This is a genomic window from Azospirillum sp. P4_B5, assembly GCF_056402275.1.
In genome coordinates this window covers 149,738-166,413 of sequence record NZ_JBFUHT010000002.1, presented here as the reverse complement: position 1 = coordinate 166,413, position 16,676 = coordinate 149,738, and the positions used below count along the sequence as shown (strand labels likewise).

13 protein-coding genes are annotated in these 16,676 nt (G+C 67.0%); 8 read left to right on the top strand and 5 right to left on the bottom strand.

All coding sequences use genetic code 11. From position 1 onward, the window contains the following. Positions 1-12: 12 nt before the first annotated feature. Positions 13-1,404, bottom strand: coding sequence for a YihY family inner membrane protein (locus tag AC1DVI_RS02385; protein ID WP_476956612.1), 1,392 nt, complete (start codon positions 1,402-1,404; stop codon positions 13-15). Between the two features lie 91 nt (positions 1,405-1,495). Here AC1DVI_RS02385 and fabI point away from each other — a divergent pair, with 91 nt between their 5' ends. From fabI to AC1DVI_RS02365, 4 genes are all read left to right on the top strand, one after another. Beyond that, positions 1,496-2,344: an enoyl-ACP reductase FabI gene (fabI, locus tag AC1DVI_RS02380; protein WP_476956611.1), complete on the top strand. Its 849-nt coding sequence runs from the start codon at positions 1,496-1,498 to the stop codon at positions 2,342-2,344. 199 nt (positions 2,345-2,543) lie between these two features. Next, on the top strand, positions 2,544-3,680 hold the full coding sequence (locus AC1DVI_RS02375; RefSeq protein WP_476956610.1) for a hypothetical protein: 1,137 nt from the start codon (positions 2,544-2,546) through the stop codon (positions 3,678-3,680). Positions 3,681-3,776: 96 nt separating this feature from the next. Further along, positions 3,777-4,853: a chorismate synthase gene (gene aroC / locus AC1DVI_RS02370; protein ID WP_476956609.1), complete on the top strand. Its 1,077-nt coding sequence runs from the start codon at positions 3,777-3,779 to the stop codon at positions 4,851-4,853. A gap of 47 nt (positions 4,854-4,900) precedes the next feature. Further along, positions 4,901-5,437 carry an invasion associated locus B family protein gene (locus AC1DVI_RS02365; RefSeq protein ID WP_476956608.1) on the top strand — a complete coding sequence of 179 codons (537 nt, stop codon included), beginning with the start codon at positions 4,901-4,903 and terminating at the stop codon, positions 5,435-5,437. A 9-nt stretch (positions 5,438-5,446) separates the two neighbouring features. On the opposite strand, the gene AC1DVI_RS02360 is transcribed toward AC1DVI_RS02365, so the two are convergent. Continuing rightward, positions 5,447-6,541: a response regulator gene (locus tag AC1DVI_RS02360; RefSeq protein ID WP_476956607.1), complete on the bottom strand. Its 1,095-nt coding sequence runs from the start codon at positions 6,539-6,541 to the stop codon at positions 5,447-5,449. A 209-nt stretch (positions 6,542-6,750) separates the two neighbouring features. Here AC1DVI_RS02360 and AC1DVI_RS02355 point away from each other — a divergent pair, with 209 nt between their 5' ends. Beyond that, positions 6,751-7,323: a peroxidase-related enzyme gene (locus tag AC1DVI_RS02355; RefSeq protein ID WP_476956606.1), complete on the top strand. Its 573-nt coding sequence runs from the start codon at positions 6,751-6,753 to the stop codon at positions 7,321-7,323. A gap of 42 nt (positions 7,324-7,365) precedes the next feature. Continuing rightward, a complete protein-coding gene (gene sppA / locus AC1DVI_RS02350; RefSeq protein WP_476956605.1) occupies positions 7,366-9,117 on the top strand; it encodes a signal peptide peptidase SppA in 1,752 nt (583 codons plus the stop codon). Positions 9,118-9,155: 38 nt separating this feature from the next. Here the strand turns inward: sppA and AC1DVI_RS02345 are convergent, their stop codons facing one another. The 3 genes from AC1DVI_RS02345 to AC1DVI_RS02335 form a co-directional block, all read right to left on the bottom strand. Then, positions 9,156-9,506, bottom strand: coding sequence for a hypothetical protein (locus tag AC1DVI_RS02345; RefSeq protein ID WP_476956604.1), 351 nt, complete (start codon positions 9,504-9,506; stop codon positions 9,156-9,158). 26 nt (positions 9,507-9,532) lie between these two features. Next, positions 9,533-9,859 (bottom strand): hypothetical protein, encoded by a 327-nt coding sequence (locus tag AC1DVI_RS02340; protein WP_476956603.1) that lies wholly within the window; start codon positions 9,857-9,859, stop codon positions 9,533-9,535. A 236-nt stretch (positions 9,860-10,095) separates the two neighbouring features. Beyond that, positions 10,096-10,341: a hypothetical protein gene (locus AC1DVI_RS02335; RefSeq protein ID WP_476956602.1), complete on the bottom strand. Its 246-nt coding sequence runs from the start codon at positions 10,339-10,341 to the stop codon at positions 10,096-10,098. A gap of 644 nt (positions 10,342-10,985) precedes the next feature. On the opposite strand from AC1DVI_RS02335, the gene AC1DVI_RS02330 reads away from it, so the two are divergent. Both AC1DVI_RS02330 and AC1DVI_RS02325 read left to right on the top strand, forming a co-directional pair. After that, positions 10,986-14,033 carry a chemotaxis protein CheB gene (locus tag AC1DVI_RS02330; RefSeq protein WP_476956601.1) on the top strand — a complete coding sequence of 1,016 codons (3,048 nt, stop codon included), beginning with the start codon at positions 10,986-10,988 and terminating at the stop codon, positions 14,031-14,033. Next, positions 14,030-16,576 carry a hybrid sensor histidine kinase/response regulator gene (locus AC1DVI_RS02325; protein WP_476956600.1) on the top strand — a complete coding sequence of 849 codons (2,547 nt, stop codon included), beginning with the start codon at positions 14,030-14,032 and terminating at the stop codon, positions 16,574-16,576. The genes AC1DVI_RS02330 and AC1DVI_RS02325 overlap by 4 nt, the downstream gene beginning before the upstream one ends. Positions 16,577-16,676 lie beyond the last annotated feature (100 nt).

The window sequence follows — 16,676 nt, the reverse complement described above, 5'->3', positions numbered from 1 at the left end:
CAAGTCCCGCCCTCAGGGCCAGCGCTTCGCGCGCAACGGCACCGCTCCGGAGCCCTCCCCGGCCGCCGTCTCGGAATCTTGCGCCTCCGGCTCCCGTGCGCCCGTTTCGGGCGGTTCCGCCTCCAGGGGCCGGTCGGACAGCAGGGTCTTGATCGGCACGCCGAGGATGTCCTCCTGATTCCGTTCCGCCTGCTCCAGAAGCTGGGCCGTGCGGTCCTGCCAGGGCAGTTCCAACCCGCCCAGCCCGCGGACGGAGCCACGCAGGCCGATGCCCAGCGCCTTCATCAGGTCGAACAGCGTGGCCTCGCTCAGGTCGCGGGTGACGACCCAGGCGTTGTGCGTGGTGTGGGCCACCCAATGGGCGTCGCGAAGCTGCTCCAGGATGCCGTCGATCAGCACCGTGCCCACCGGCACGCGCCCCACCAGCGTCCGCCGCCGCAGGCCGACGCCGAGCCGCGTGCCCTCCATAAGCTCGTGCAGCACGGCCAGCGCCAGCCCCAGCCGCTGCGCGGGCAGCAGCCCTTCCGGCCCGCCGCGGGTGATCTTGCCGGCCCGCCATTCCGGCAGCGAGGCGGTGATGACCGCGCCGAACAGCACCGTCGACCAGGCGATGTAGAGCCAGAACAGGAAGATCGGCACGGTCGCCAGCGCGCCGTAGATGGTCTGGTAGGCGGGAAACTCCTTCATGTACATGGCGAAGCCCGCCTTGGACGTCTCCAGCAGCAGCGAGGCGACCGCCCCGCCGCAGGCGGCGTCCATCCACCCGACGTCCCGGTTGGGGATGATCACGTAGAGCAGCGTGCAGCCGACCAGCTGCAGCATGAAGGGCAGGATTGCCCCGATCCCCACCAGCGGGTCGGCGAAGCCCTCCAGATGGGCGAACTGGAGCACCGCCCACAGGGTGCTGGACAGCGACAGGCTGGCGCCGGCGAACAGCGGGCTCAGCGACACCACCGCCCAGAAGGACAGGATGCGGGTGACGTAGGAGCGCGGTTCGCGTACCCGCCAGACGGTGGCGAAGGATCCCTCGATGGTCCAGATCAGCAGAACCGCGGACATCGCCAGCCCGACGATGCCGAACACCGGCATCTGCCCGGCGTTGGCCATGAAGGCCGCCAGATATTGCAGGATGGCGTCGCTGTTCTCCGGCACGAGGTTCTTGAACAGCAACGTCTGGATGCGCGATTGCAAGGCATTGAAGGCGGGAAAAGCCGAAAAGATCGCGAAGCCGATGGTCATCAGCGGCACCAGCGCCAGCAGCGAGGTGTAGGTCAGCGAGGCCGCGGTCTGGAAGCAGTTGTCGTTGTAAAAGCGCATGGAGGAATAGGCGATGAAGCCGCCGATTTCCCGAACGCGCACAAAGGGGTTCCACGCCCCTTTCGACGTGCCTTCGGTTTCAGCCACAGGACGCCTCCCGCCTTGGTTTGACCGGGCCGGCCTTTCGTGTAGGATGCGGCCCACTTTTCAAAGCATACTCTGGATGCACGAGGTACGGATGTCCAACCCGAAGCCGCTCATGGACGGCAAGCGTGGCCTGATCATGGGCGTGGCGAACGATCGTTCGATCGCCTGGGGAATTGCCTCCACGCTGGCGCAGCACGGCGCCGAGCTGGCCTTCACCTACCAGGGCGACGCGCTGCTGAAGCGCGTGAAGCCGCTGGCCGAGCAGGTGAACGCCCCGCTGCTGCTGCCCTGCGACGTCACCGACGAGGCCAGCGTCGACGCAACCTTCGCCGCCATCGAGAAGGAATGGGGCAAGCTGGACTTCCTGGTTCATGCGATCGCTTTTTCCGACAAGAACGAGCTGGACGGCCTCTATCTCGACACGACGCGGGCCAACTTCCTGCGCACCATGGACATCTCCTGCTACTCCTTCACCGCGGTGGCGCAGCGCGCCGTTCCGCTGATGAAGGACGGCGGCAGCCTGCTCACCCTCTCCTATTACGGCGCCGAGCGTGTGATGCCCCACTACAATGTGATGGGCGTCGCCAAGGCCGCGCTGGAGGCGAGCGTGCGTTACCTGGCCGTCGATTTGGGCGGTCGGGACATCCGCGTCAATGCCATCTCCGCCGGCCCGATCAAGACGCTGGCCGCCAGCGGCATCGGCGACTTCCGCTACATCCTGAAGTGGAACGAGCTGAACGCCCCGCTGAAGCGCAACGTCACCATCGGCGAGGTCGGCGGCGCCGGCCTGTTCCTGCTGAGCGATCTCGGCACCGGCGTGACCGGTGAGGTGATGCACGTCGACTCCGGCTACCACACCGTCGGCATGGTCGCGGTGGACGCGGCGGCCGAGGTGTCGCAGCTCCTGGGGTCGCTGAGCGGCGCGGCCAAGCCCGCCTGATCCCTGACCTCAGGCAACGGCGGGCGCGCCCGGTTCGTTCCGGAACGCCCGCCGGAAACGTCCTTACCCGGTTTGAGGTATTTTTTACCGATCGTCGTATTACCTACTTTTGCGCACCGCAGCAGACCGCTATTCTTCACGCTTACAGAAGGTTGCGGAAGGTGACGGTCGGATGCGTGCACGGCGGCAATCGGATTCGGTGTCCCCGATTCTGGAGCAAATTCTCTACGGCGGCTCCAGCGTCTCGATGAATTTGATAACGATCACACGCGACATCCCCGAAGAGAGCCGCCTGTTCCGTGCCCGTGGGTTGAACAAGGCCATCCTGTTCAAGTATCCGAATTTCGACGAAGACGCCGACGACTACGCCAATCCCATCGCCGACGAGGATGAGGATGGCGACGCCGCAGCGCGGCCGGTCGAGACCGGCATCTACATTCCGCACAGCGTCGAACACACCGAAGCGGGCGGGCTTGCCATCTATCTGCGCGCCCGCAACAGCAACCTCCTGTTGGCGGAGCAATTCGGCATCGGCGAGGCCAACAGCGAGGCCGCGGCCGCGGACCTGCGCACTCTCACCCTGATCGACAGCGTGCCGTCGCTGGACGCCTTCCTGCTGAAGGCCTGTTTCGAAGGCGAGAAGGTCCCGGTGGACAAGCGTCACTGGGCGATCAGCGACGCCGAGGACCAGCAGCTCCGCCGCCTGATCCGGGCGCGCATCGAACCCATCGTGCGCAAGGCCATCGACGGCGGCGGCAACGGCGCCCAGAGCATCGAGCGTTTCCTGGAGGCGATCTGGAATCCCGAGCTTGAGGAAGCCGGCCTGTTCGTCTCGGCCTTCGGCATCGACCGCAGCGAAGCGGACCAGATCTTCAGCGCCTGGAAGGGCACGACCTTCTATGAGTACCAGCTTCGCCGCATCGCGCCGCGGGCGCGGATCATCCTGAACTGGCTGAAGTCGCGGGAATGCATCCCGGTCGACATCCGCATGCACAAGCCCTACGAAACCCAGCTTCTGATGCACATCGAAAAGGTGGGCAAGCTGCTGGAAACCACGCTGATGGACATCCGGCAGATCCTTGCCGACTACGAGGCGAGCTTCTCCGCCTTCATGGGCGGCCAGCCGGAGCCCTTCCGCGACTATCTGCGCAAGATCCGCTCCCACTACTGGCTGCTCGGCTACTGCGTCTCTGCGCTGACCAGCGTCGCCCATCTGGACGCCCGCTGCATGAAGAACAACCCGCAGCGCAAGCTCTATTTCGAAACCACGCACAAGCTGCTGCGCCAGTTCGAGGTCGCGCTCGACCGCCGGCGCGAGCAGAAGGGAGCGTTTTAAGCTCCCTTGCGCTTGACGCGCTGGCCGAAACGCCGCAAGAAACGCGCTCCACCGTACAATGTACGGCAACATCGCGTCGCATCGGGAGTCCTCGCCATGGCCGGCAACAGCTTCGGAACGCTTTTCCGCTTCACCACCTGGGGCGAGAGCCATGGGCCGGCGATCGGCGTGGTGGTGGACGGCTGCCCGTCGCTGCTCTCCTTGACCGAGGCGGACATCCAGCCCTGGCTCGACAAGCGCCGCCCCGGCCAGTCGCGCTACACCACCCAGCGCCAGGAGCCGGATCAGGTCAGGATTTTGTCGGGGGTCTTCGAAGGGCAGACCACCGGCACGCCGGTCTCGCTGATGATCGAGAACACCGACCAGCGCTCCAAGGACTACAGCGAGATCGCCGCCAAATTCCGGCCCGGCCACGCCGACTACACCTACTGGAAGAAATACGGCATCCGCGATTACCGCGGCGGCGGGCGCTCCTCGGCGCGTGAGACGGCCTGCCGCGTGGCGGCGGGCGCGGTGGCGCGCAAGGTTCTGGGCGACGGGGTGACCGTACGCGGCGCGCTGGTGCAGATCGGCCCGCACAAGGTGGACCGCAGCCGCTGGGATTGGGCGGAGGTGGACAACAACCCTTTCTTCTGCCCCGATCCGCAGGCCGCCGCCGAATGGGCCGACTATCTGGACGGCATCCGCAAGAGCGGCTCGTCCATCGGCGCGGTGGTTGAGGTCGTGGCCTCCGGCCTGCCCGCCGGGCTGGGCGACCCGCTCTACGACAAGCTGGACGGCGATCTCGCCCGCGCCATGATGACGATCAACGCCGTCAAAGGCGTGGAGATCGGCAACGGCTTCGAGGCCGCCACCCTGACCGGCGAGCAGAACGCCGACGAGATGCGCGCCGGCCCCGACGGCGAGCCGGAATTCCTCTCCAACCAATCCGGCGGCATCCTTGGCGGCATTTCCACCGGGCAGGACATCGTGGTGCGCTTCGCCGTGAAGCCGACCAGTTCCATCCTCACCCCGCGCCAGACGGTCGATCTGCAGGGCAAGGACACCGACATCCTGACCAAGGGCCGCCACGACCCCTGCGTCGGCATCCGCGCCGTCCCGGTCGGCGAGGCGATGATGGCCTGCGTTCTGGCCGACCATCTGCTGCGCCACCGCGCCTACGCGCGGGGCTGAGGCCGATGCGGGAGTCGGGACGAAGGACGGGTGCGTGGCGTGGTGGCGTGATCGCGGGGTTTCTGCTGGCCGCCGCCCTTCCCGCCGCCCCAATCCAGGCCCAATCCCAGTCTCCGGCCTACCGCGAGCATGCGGAGACCTTCAAGGACTGGCGGCTCTACTGCCAAGTCTGGAGCGAGCCGAGCCGAGTCGAGTGCGAACTGCTGTCCCGCCCCGGCAGCGATCGGCGGTCGCGCCTCGTCTGGCTGCGCTCCAGCGAGCGTTGGCTGGAGGGGTTGCGCTTCCGGCTGGACGAGCGGACGATGGACCTGTCGAAGATCGTCCGCGTCTGGGTGGACCGGGCGCTGTTCCGCCCCGAATACCCGTGCGAGCGGTTCGAATGGGAGACCAACACCTGCGCCGTGGTCGATCCGGACACCAACGCCAAGCTGGTCGAGCGTCTGACGCCGGCCAAGGAGGTTTCCGCCGTCGGCTCCGCCCCGGCGGGCGGCAAGGCGGAGGTGCGCTTCTCCCTGACCGGCTTCAAGCCGGCGCTGGAGCGCATGGAGGAGATCCGCCGCGAGGCGGGGATCCGCTGGAAATAGCGGCGGCGCTCAGGCCGGATCGCCCTCGCCGTCCGACTTGGCGTATTTCTTCTTGGCGCGGTCGAGCGAAGCCAGAAGCTGCTGGCCGGTCGCCCCGCCGTCGCCGCTGATCCGCCCGGCCATCACCGCCTTGATGGCGTCCACATGGGCCTTCAGCAGCAGACGCTCGTTGCCGGTGACGGCGGGGAAGCCGCCCTGCGTCGCCTCGTAGAGCGACTTGGCGATGCGGGTGATCAGCGGATAGCCGAAGATTCCGCCCTGCCCGCGCATCTCGTGGGCAGAGCGGTTGATCTGCGCCATCAGCGCCGGAACCGCGGCGGCGTCCGCGCCCAGCCGCTCGACGCGGCGGGCCAACTCGTCCACCTCCCCGGCGATCCAGGTGGCGTAATCGCCGGCCCGGTTCTGGATCTCCGCCTCCGCCGCCGCCAGCACCTCGTCGGGCAGGCTCGGGACGGGGTCCTTCGGCGCGATGCCCATCTTGGCGCCCAGCCGGTTGGGCAGATCGAAATGCACGACCGGAAAGCGGTCGATGCCCACCGCCTTGGACGCGCTGTGCACCACCAGGATTTCCCTGGGGCCGGTCATCCGGCAGTCCATCGCCACCGGCCGCTGCGTCCGCCGCCGGTCCGGTCCGAAATAACCCTTGGCGAGCACGAAGCGCCGCGGCCGGGCGATGGCGGCCAGCAGGCGGTTGGCGATGGTCGCCGCGGAAAAGGGCTTGGCGATGAAGTCGGTGGCGCCCAGGTCGCGCGCCTGCTCCACATAATGGCGGTCGGCGGCGCCGGACAGCATCAGCACGGGCAGGAAGCGGTCCGGCGACTTCGGGCTGCAGCGCAGCCAGCGCAGCAGCATCAACCCGTCCACCTCCGGCATCACCAGATCGGTGATGATCACATCCACCGGCGCCGTGCCGGGCGGCAAAGCGGCGCGCCGTTCCTCCAGGAAGCGGATGGCTTCCGCACCGCCGGCCTCGGCATGCACCGCGCCGACCCCGATGGTGCGCAGGGTCGCGGTCAGCACGTTGCGGATGAAGGCGCTGTCCTCGACCACCAGAACCGAGAGGAGGCCGAGCTTGGGCGCGCCTTTGGCACCCGGATCCTTCATCGGTCGAACCACTGCGTTGCGGCGGAGCGCAGTCTTCGCACGGACGGCGACGGCTTGGCGAGAGACAACGTACGAAAGGCAGGGTTGCAACCCCTGGTGAATGGGCCTGACCGGAGGTGGGGCTTTGCGAAGCGCCGCCGGACGGCTACCCTGTCGGCCAAAACAGCGTGCACCGCAACGAAACCAACACGCCGGAGGAGACCACCGCGATGCCCCAGCCCGATCACGTCATGGCCCTGCCCGTTCCCGAGACGCCCGACCTCGACCCGGACATGGCCGCGCTCTTCGCCAAGTGCGAGGAGAAGCTGGGCTTCGTCCCCAACGTGCTGCGCGCCTACAGCCTGCGCCCGAAGAAGCTGCGCACCTTCGCCCAGCTCTACAACGAGCTGATGGTCGGCGAGAGCGGCCTGTCCAAGCTGGAACGGGAGATGATCGCCGTGGTCGTATCCTCGGCCAACCATTGCTATTACTGCCTCGTCGCCCATGGGCAGGCGGTGCGCAAGCTGTCCGGCGACCCGGAATTGGGCGAGATGCTCGCCTTCAACTACCGCGCCGCCACGCTGGAGCCGCGCCAGCGCGCCATGCTCGATTTCGCGTGGAAGCTGACCAAGGAGCCCTGGACCATGGGCGAGCCGGACCGGCAGGCGCTGCGCGACGCCGGCTTCGGCGAGGAGGACATCTTCGACATCGCCGACACCGCCGGCTTCTACAACATGTCGAACCGCGTCGCCTCGGCGGTGGACATGATGCCGAACCGCGACTACCACAAGCAGGACCGCTAAACGCCGGCCAACCGTCGCCGCGCAACCACCGGAGCCCCCCGGATGCTGAGGTTCTTTGTCCGCCTGTTCGCCCTCATCGGCTTCCTCGTGGTGGCCGCCGTGGTCACCGGGGTCGTCCTGGCGGTCCGGCACGAGCCCTCCCTGCCCGAAACCGTCGTGCTGGAGCTGGATCTCCGCGACCCGCTGGCGGAGGGGAGCGTGGACCGGCTGGGCAGCTTCCTCGGCCACGAGACGACCTTCCAGGAGGTGCTCGACGCGCTGGAGCGCGGGCGCGGCGACCCGCGGGTGAAGGGCGTTCTCGCCCGCTTCGGCGGCGACGGCGCCAGCTTCGCCCAGGTGCAGGAGCTGCGGGCGGCGGTGGACCGGTTCCGCGCGTCGGGCCGCTTCGCCATCGCCTTCGCCGAATCCTACGGCGACACCGGTGCGGGCAACCGCTCCTACCTGCTGGCCAGCGCCTTCGACGAGGTGTGGATGCAGCCGCTGGGGCTGCTCGGCCTGACCGGCCTGTCGGCCCAGATCCCCTTCGCCCGCGGCGCGCTGGACAAGCTGGACATCCAGCCGCAGGTGTTCCAGCGGGAGGAGTACAAGAGCCTCGCCGACAGCGTCATGCGGACGGACTTCACGCCCGCCCACCGCGAGATGATGGAGTCGCTGCTCGGCGACCTGACCAACCAGATTGTCGACGGGGTGGCGGCGAGCCGCCGCCTGCCCCCCGCCGCCGTGAAGGCGGCGATGGACCGCGCTCCCTTGATCGACCGCGAAGCGGTGGACGCCAAGCTGGTCGACCGGCTGGGCTACGCCGACGAGGCGCGGGAGGAGGCGCTACGCCGCGCCGGGGCCGCGCCCGACGCCGACACCATGGAGGCGGCGGACTATCTGGGCATCGCCGGCCCGCCCAACCGCAGCGGCCCGACCATCGCGCTGATCCACGCCACCGGCACCATCACCGGCGGCGACAGCGGCAAGCCAGGTCTGGGCGAAGTCACCGCCGGGTCCGAGACAATCGTGGAGGCCATCGAGGACGCGGTGGACGATCCCGACGTCAAGGCCATCCTGTTCCGCATCGACAGTGGCGGCGGCAGCGTGACCGCCTCCGAAACGATCCGCCGGGCGCTGGTCAAGGCCCGCCAGTCGGGCAAGCCGGTGATCGCCAGCATGGGCGGCACGGCGGCGTCCGGCGGCTATTGGATCGCCCTGGCCGCCGACCGCATCGTCGCCTCCCCCGCCACCGTGACCGGCTCCATCGGCGTGGTCGCCGGCAAGATGTCGGTCGCCGGCCTGTCGGAGCGGCTGGGCGTGCATTGGGGCGTCCTCGACACCGCCCCCAACGCCGGTCTGTGGTCACCCTTCCGCCCTTTCGGCCCCGCCGGGGAGGAGCGGCTGAACACCATCATCGACAGCAGCTACGCCACCTTCCTGTCCCGCGTCGCGGAGGCCCGGCACCTCACCCCCGAGCAGGCGCGGGACGCCGCCAAGGGCCGCGTGTGGACCGGCGCTCAGGCCAAGAACCTCGGGCTGATCGACGAGTTGGGCGGAGTCGCCACCGCGCTGACGCTCGCCAAGCAGGCGGCGAAGCTGGAGCCGGACGCCCCGGTCACCGTGACCGGCTATCCCCGTCCGAAGCCGCTGATCCGGGAAATCCTCGACCTCGCCTCGGGCAAGGGCGATCTGGTGGAGGCCGTGGCGGTGCTGGCCGGGCTGCGCCCGGCGCTGGCCGAACTGGCGCCGCTGGTGACGGCGGCCCGCCGCGGTGCGGTGGAGGCGCGCATGCCGCCGCTGGGCATCGAGCGGTGACGCATCGTTCGGGCGGCAAAGCGGCTGTTGGCCGCCCGTTACTCATCCAGTTTTTCGAAGTCGAACCTTAGCCTGCCGGATTTGACCGTGTAGGTTCCGCACCACCAGAGCTTGATCTGGTATCGGAGCGGTTGGGCAGCGTTGAAGCGTTGAAAAAAGATGTAGTAACCGCTTCTATAGCGGACGTGAGCGGTTCCAACAGGTGTAGACGGAAAAAGAATATCACGCCTGCTTTCGGGGCGGCCATCAAACGATTCAACAAGATACTCAATTATCTTTCGGCCTTCAGGATTGATCTTCGCGCGCTCTGAAAGGAAATCTCTCGTAACATGCCGTGAGCAAATTATTTGAGCGCGCGACCCAGCCAAGGGAATATTGATTTTCTTCATATTCAGCCGCCTGATTTACAAATCTTTCAGCCGGACCCCTCGGCCAACTTAGAAGCGCTGGCAACGACCTGACTGGCTGTGGTTTTTTGTCGAAGCGGGCTATCGGCCTTCCTGTAGACTTCCCATCCGGTCTCTTTGACCGACTTGGAGAGGTGGCTAAAGAGTTGGTTCGCCTTGCGCTGTTGTTCGGGCGACGCAATCCGAGGCACAATTGGAACGGCCCCCGCGACTTTCAGCACATCCTCGATACGGTCGGCGGCCCCCGCAGCTGGGGTTGCCCTTAGAGCGAACAACCGCCCTCTCTGCGCATTTCTGGCGACGAGTGATTTCGACTTCGGCTTTTTCGCGCCCATATTGGTTAATCCAAATTCTATGAAAACAGTCGTTTCTACCACTAATTCTAGTACGACATGGAAGCATCCGCAACACAATTCCGGCTATGAGTATAGTTACTTGACTTCAGTTCGCGGCCTCGTATCGCTTCAGAAGACTTTTGTATGCACAAAGATCAGGCCGGCGGAACGACCGCCGGCCTGCGAAAAGTGGCTGCGTTGCGCCGTGACGAAAGCGCGCCGTCTATGGAGCGTCGTCAATGGCGCGTCGCAAGCCCCGCCGAACAGAGCATCATCAGCGAACCGGCGCTGGCCCGGTTTTCACTTTCCAAGTAACTCTGAAATCCTGGTGAGCAGACCAACCGCGCGATTTCGTCCTTCGAAAAGACCGGCAGGAAGGGATTGTTCGACAGCTCCTCGTAAGCAGCCCTGGCCACTACTCTCAGGCTAAGCGGAATCGCCGCGATATATCGGTCGAGAGCACATTCGTCCTCGCGCTCCATCTGGCGCACTCCTTTCCTACGTTTCTCGTGATTAGTGGCTACGGATTAAAGATTGCGCAAAGCACCAATCGCGTAAAGCGACATAAGCGAACGAGGCAACAGATCCTGCACAGTGTTGTGCCCGTATCACATCATACGTTTTGGGTAAGCTGTGCGCTGGTAGCAAATCCCATCGATTTCTATCTTTCACCCCCGCCACCAAACGCGGCTCGGGAAAAAAGGAAAGGCGCCCCATCACGCAACGAATTCAGGCACTCGATCTCACAACATCGAAAAGAATAAATATGGAAAACCACGACACATTCGAAAGTCTCAATTCCTCGATGAGGGAAAGCCGAAATCGAACATCGTTAAATGAACTGAAAAAGAATCCATTGGTCATATGCGCAACGTTCAAAACAGCGCGCGCTCCATCCCGGGCCTGATCTTTGGAATGCCGACGCCGCGCACCCCTTCAAGGAGCCGATTGTCCGGATTGACCGGCATGGAGGCTTCCTATATAGCCGCTGGACTCTTCGCCGTTTCAAAGCCGCCGGTGCGCACGGAAAAGGAAAGGCGCCGCGCGCGCGAGGGTTTGAATGTCACGGTCAGACGGCAAATAATTCAGTAGGCCGTCCTTTACTCCCGCAGACCTGAAGTGCTCCGTGGAACCAGAAGACAACGATCATCCCATCGCCGACGCCACCACGCAGCCCGAGGAGGGTGAGGAAACGGTTTCCGTCTATGGTCCCTATCCGGAGGACCAGGATCGGGTCTGCTGCATCGTCGGCATCGGCGCCTCCGCCGGCGGGTTGGAAGCGCTCCAGCGCTTCTTCGACAATGTGCCGGGAGAGAGCGACCTTGCCTATGTGGTCGTCCAGCACCTGTCGCCGGTCCACAAAAGCCTGATGGTGGACCTGCTGGCCAAGCACACCGCCATGTCGGTGGTGCAGGCGGCCGACGGCATGGCGGTGGAGCGCAACACCGTCTATCTTCTGCCCCCCGCCAAACATCTGGCCATCGAGGACGGGCGTCTGATCCTCACCGCCAAGGACGCCGCCGGCGGCATGAGCCTGCCCATCGACATCTTCTTCACCGCTCTGGCCAGGGACCAGGGGCCGCGGGCGCTCGGGGTGGTGCTGTCCGGCACCGGGTCGGACGGGACGCGCGGGCTTCTGGCGATCAAGTCGGCGGGCGGCTTCGCCGCGGCGCAGGACCCCGAATCGGCCCAGTTCGACGGCATGCCGCGCAGCGCGATCGCCACCGGGCAGGTGGACGCCGTGAAGACGCCGGACAAGCTGCCGGGCTGCCTGATCGAACACGCCAGCCGGGTGCTGTCCCGCAACCTGCCCGCCCCCGCCAAGCCGCAGGACCGCGACAACGATCCGCTGGCGCAGATCGTGGCGGCCATCCGCTCGGTGACCGGCGTCGATTTCTCGCATTACAAGCTGGCGACGCTGCTGCGCCGGATCGAACGGCGGATGCACACCGCCGGCCTCGATTCGATGAGCGACTACGCCGCCCTGCTCCGCCGCAACAGCGCCGAGGCGGTCAGCCTCTACAAGGAGATGCTGATCGGCGTCACCCGATTCTTCCGCGACGAGGGCGCCTTCGCCTCCCTGGCCGACAAGGTGATTCCCACCCTGCTGGCCAAGCGAAGCCCCACCGACATGGTGCGCGTCTGGGTCTGCGGCTGCGCCACTGGCGAAGAGGCCTACTCCATCGCCATCCTGTTCGCCGAGGCGCAGGAGCGGATGGGGCGGTCCTTCGACGTCAAGATCTTCGCCACCGACATCGACCAGGACAGCATCGAAATCGCCAGCCAGGGGGAATACCCGCGCTCCATCGCGGAGGACGTCTCGCACGACCGGCTGACCCGCTACTTCACCGCCCGCGGCGATCGTTATCTGGTGTCGCGCGACATCCGCCGCATGGTGGTCTTCGCCGCCCACAACATCATGCGCGATCCGCCCTTCACCAAGGTCGATCTGGTGAGTTGCCGGAACCTGCTGATCTACATGGACTCGCCGCTTCAGCGGAAGGTGCTCAGCCTGTTCCAGTACGCGCTGCGGCAGAGCGGCTTCCTGTTCCTCGGCACCAGCGAGACGCTGGGAGACCTGTCGGCGGAGTTCCACGTTCTGGACAGCCGGAACAAGCTGTTCCAGAGCCTGCGCACCGGAACCCACCGGCTGTCGCGGCTGCTCGTCCCCACCGTCGCCGCGCCGGTGCACCGCCACGGCGACGAGACCATGTCGCAGGCGCAGGAGGAAGGGGCCGCCATCGACGAGGCGATCTCAACCCTGATGCGGGCCTATGTGCCGCCCAGCCTGCTGGTCAACGAGCAGATGAACATCATGCACGTGTTCGGCGAGGCGTCGGCCATCCTGAAGGTGCCGCCGGGCGAGGCCACGCTGAACGCGCTGAAGCTCCTGCCCTCCTCGGTTTCGATGGTGGTGGGGACCGCGTTGACGCGGGCCTTCCGCTCCGGCGAGGAATTCGCCCTGTCCAACATCCCGGTGAAGGACCGCGAAGGGCTGCCCGCCGTCAGCCTGCGCGTCAAGCCCTTCGTCGCCCGCAAGACCGGCCGGCGCTTCGCGCTGATCGTGCTCGACCCCAGCGCCCCGGCGCTGGCCTTGCCGGACAGCGACTTCGACTTCGACACCGACACCGCGGAGCGCATCCGCGGGCTGGAGCAGGAGTTGCTCTCCCGGGGCGAGAACCTCCAGGCCACCATCGAGGAGTTGGAGACCGCCAACGAGGAACTCCAGGCGACCAACGAGGAGCTTCTCGCCTCCAACGAAGAGTTGCAGAGCACCAACGAAGAGTTGCAGTCCGTCAACGAAGAGCTGTATTCCGTCAACGCCGAGTATCAGGCGAAGGTGGAGGAGCTGACGGAGGTCACCAACGACCTGGACAACCTGCTGCGCTCCACCGAGATCGGCACGGTCTTCCTGGACAGCGGCATGGTGATCCGGCGCTTCACCCCGGCGGCGGCCCGCTTTATCAACATCATCCCGCGCGACGTCGGGCGGTCGATCTCGCACCTGTCGACCAACATCGACTATCCGGACTTCCTCAAGGACATCGAACGGGTCTTCCACGACCACACGCCGGTGGAACGCCATGTCCCGGTGCGCGGCGATCGCTGGATCCAGACGCGGATCCTGCCCTACCTGACCGAAAAGAACCAGGTCGCCGGGGTGGTCGTCACCTTCGTGGACGTCACCGCCGCCAAGGCCGCGGAGCATCGCCTCCAAACGGTTCTGGACAGCCTGCCGGAGCATGTGGCGGTCATCGATTCCGACGGCGCCATCACCATGGTCAACCACGCCTGGCGCATGTTTGGCGAGAAGAACGGCGCGCCGGTGCTGGACCGTTGCGGTCCGGGTACCAATTATCTGGATGTCTGCAGCGCCGAGGAAGGAACCGAAGGCGAGGACATCGCCCGTGCCGTGAACGACGGGTTGCGCCGGATCCTGTCCGGCGACATCGAGCGGTTCACCATCGAATACCCTTGTCATTCCGAAAAGGAGGAGCGCTGGTTCATGATGCACGCCTGTCGTCTGGCCGGATTGTCAGGGGGAGCGGTGGTCAGCCACATCGACATCACCAACCGGAAGCGGATGGAACTGCGCGCGAGCGGACGGCGGAACGGCGAGACGACGTCCGGGCCGTTCGCCGCCAAGGACCCGGCGGCCGGAGGCGCGGCGTGAACGGCTTCCGCAACGAACGGCTTCGCAAGCGCGCGGAACAGGCACTCAACTCGGGCGGCTTCGAAGGGGCGGAGGTCTCGGCGACCACGCTTAAGGAAGTCCTGCACGAGCTGTACGTCCATCAGGCCGAGCTGGAGATCCAGAACGAGGAGCTGCGCACCGCCCAGCAGGCGCTGGAAGCCTCGCGCATCCAGTATCTCCAGCTGTTCCAGTCGGTGCCGCTGGCCTGCTTCACCGTCAACGCCGCGGGCATCATTTGCGAGGCCAACGTCGCCGCGGAACGGCAGTTCGGCCTGCCGCTGCGCCGGCTGAAAGGCCGCCCGCTGACCCTGATGGTGGAGTCGCTGGATCACGGCCGCCTGTTCACGGCACTGGCCCGACTGCGCGACTCCGGGCAGTGGACGCGCCAGGAATACACGTTCGTCGGCGCCCACAGCGCCATCGACGGGCTGACCGACGCCCGGCTCGTCGAGCTGGAGGCCGGGCCGGACGGTGTCGACAAGGGCGACGTCCTGCTGACCATCACCGACGTGACGGAGCGCAACGCCTGGGTCGGCGAACTTCAGGGCGCCCGCGACGAGGCCGAGCGCACCCGTGCCGCCTACCATCACATCCTTCAGGCGGTGGCCGACGGAATCTGCGGTCTGGACGCGCGCGGCGCCGTCACCTTCGTGAACGCCGCGGCCCAGTCGATGACCGGCTTCGGCGCCAGCGAGTTGGTCGGCCGCCCCTTCGCCGCGCTGATCGGCGGCGGCGCGGAGGAGGAAAGCCGGCGCGCCTTGACGCTGTCGCTGGCCGACGGGCTGGTCCGGCAGGTGGCGAACGGGCGCCTGCGGCGCCAGGGCGGCGAGGATTTCGTGGCGGAGCTGACCGTCTCGCCGATCCTCCAGAACGGGGCGATCACCGGGGCGGTGGTGGCCTTCCGCGACGTCACCGCCCGCCGCGCCGCGGAACGGGCTTTGGCCGAGAGCGAGCGGCGGCACCGCACGCTGGTCCAATCGCTGTCCGAAGGGCTTGTCATGCGGTCGGTGGACGGCGCGGTGATGGTCGCCAACGCCATGGCGGAGCGGTTGATGACCGGTCCGGCGGGCGTGCTGCTCGATCCCCTTGCCCGCCCCCTCGAAAGCCGCAAGCCGGGCGATCGGACGGGCCGCGCGGCCCGGCGGCGCTTCATCGGCGCCGATGGCGCCCGGCTGACCGGACTGCCGCCCGCCGCCAAGGCGGTGGACAGCGGAAAGCCGGTGGTCGAGCAGATCGTCGGCATCGCCGAGGGCGACGGGGCGGCGGCCCCCACCCGCTGGCTGCGCGTCTCCAGCCACCCCGTGCCGGGCGCGGATGGACGGCCCGAGGCCGTGGTGTCCAGCGTCACCGACATCTCCGCCATCAAGTCGATGGAGCGCGACCTGAACGTGGCGCTGGACGCCAAGGAGCGTTTCATGGCGGCGGCCAGCCATGACCTCCGCCAGCCGGCCCAGGCCCTGACTTTGCTGTCCGGCCTGCTGCTGAAGGAACCGATCCCGGAGGACGCGCGGCGCATCGCCACCCAACTGCGCGACACCGTGGCCTCGCTCGGCGGGCTGCTCGACTGCCTGCTCGACATCTCCAAGCTGGAGGCCGGTCTCGTCACCCCCCACAGCGCACCGGTGGAGGTGGGGTCGATCATGGAGCGCCTGCACGGGGAGTTCCGGGCGGTCGCCGCCTCCTCCGGGCTGACGCTGCGCACCGTGCCGGTGCGGCTGAGCGCCTGCACCGACGGCGGCCTGCTGGAGCGGGTGCTGCGCAATTTGCTGACCAACGCCATCCGCTACACCCGGCAGGGCCGGGTTCTGTTCGGGGCGCGGCGGCGCAACGGCGCCCTCCGGTTCGAGGTGTGGGACACCGGCATCGGCATTCCGGAAAACCAGCTCGACCGGATCTTCCAGGACTTCTACCAGATCGGCAACGCCGCCCGTGACCGGCGGGAGGGGCTGGGCATGGGGCTCAGCATCGCGCGACGCCTCGTCCACATGCTGGGCGGCACCATCGAGGTGACCTCGACGACGGGCAAGGGGTCCTGCTTCGCCGTAACCCTGCCCCAGGGAGCCATTCTCGACGAGCGACACTGCGGCGACTCGCCGAACCACTCCGCCGCGGGAGGCGGCGAAGCGGACGGCGACGCCTCGGTCCTGCTGGTCGAGGACGACGCGGTGATCCGCATGGCGCTGGCCCTGATGCTGGACGGCTGGGGCTACCGGGTGACCGAGGCCGGATCGGTGGCGGAAGCGCTGGAGCTGGTGGACGGCACGCTGGTCCCCGACCTCGTGCTGACCGACTACCGCCTGCCGGACGGCGACACCGGGCTGATGCTGATGGACACGCTGCGCCGCCGCTTCGGTCCCGACCTGCCGGGGGTGCTGCTGACCGGCGACACCTCGTCCGACCGGCTGCGCGAGGCCGCCGGCGCGCAATGCGCCCTGCTGCACAAGCCCATCCAGCCCGACGACCTGCGCCGCACCGTGCGTGCCAGTCTGGAGCGCCGCGACGCGGAGACGGAAGCGACGTAGCGAAGGACTTGCCCCCACCCCGGCCCTCCCCCGCTAACGCAGGGGAGGGAGATCGGTCCCCTCCCCTGCGAAGCGGGGGAGGGTTAGGGAGGGGGCAAAG

Excerpts from the sequence above, each read along its gene's own strand:
- AC1DVI_RS02355 (WP_476956606.1), top strand. The coding sequence starts at position 6,751 with ATGCCCCAGCCCGATCACGTCATGGCCCTGCCCGTTCCCGAGACGCCC.
- AC1DVI_RS02360 (WP_476956607.1), bottom strand. The coding sequence starts at position 6,541 with ATGAAGGATCCGGGTGCCAAAGGCGCGCCCAAGCTCGGCCTCCTCTCG.
- aroC (WP_476956609.1), top strand. The coding sequence starts at position 3,777 with ATGGCCGGCAACAGCTTCGGAACGCTTTTCCGCTTCACCACCTGGGGC.
- AC1DVI_RS02345 (WP_476956604.1), bottom strand. The coding sequence starts at position 9,506 with ATGAAGAAAATCAATATTCCCTTGGCTGGGTCGCGCGCTCAAATAATT.
- AC1DVI_RS02340 (WP_476956603.1), bottom strand. The coding sequence starts at position 9,859 with ATGGGCGCGAAAAAGCCGAAGTCGAAATCACTCGTCGCCAGAAATGCG.
- fabI (WP_476956611.1), top strand. The coding sequence starts at position 1,496 with ATGTCCAACCCGAAGCCGCTCATGGACGGCAAGCGTGGCCTGATCATG.
- AC1DVI_RS02335 (WP_476956602.1), bottom strand. The coding sequence starts at position 10,341 with ATGGAGCGCGAGGACGAATGTGCTCTCGACCGATATATCGCGGCGATT.
- sppA (WP_476956605.1), top strand. The coding sequence starts at position 7,366 with ATGCTGAGGTTCTTTGTCCGCCTGTTCGCCCTCATCGGCTTCCTCGTG.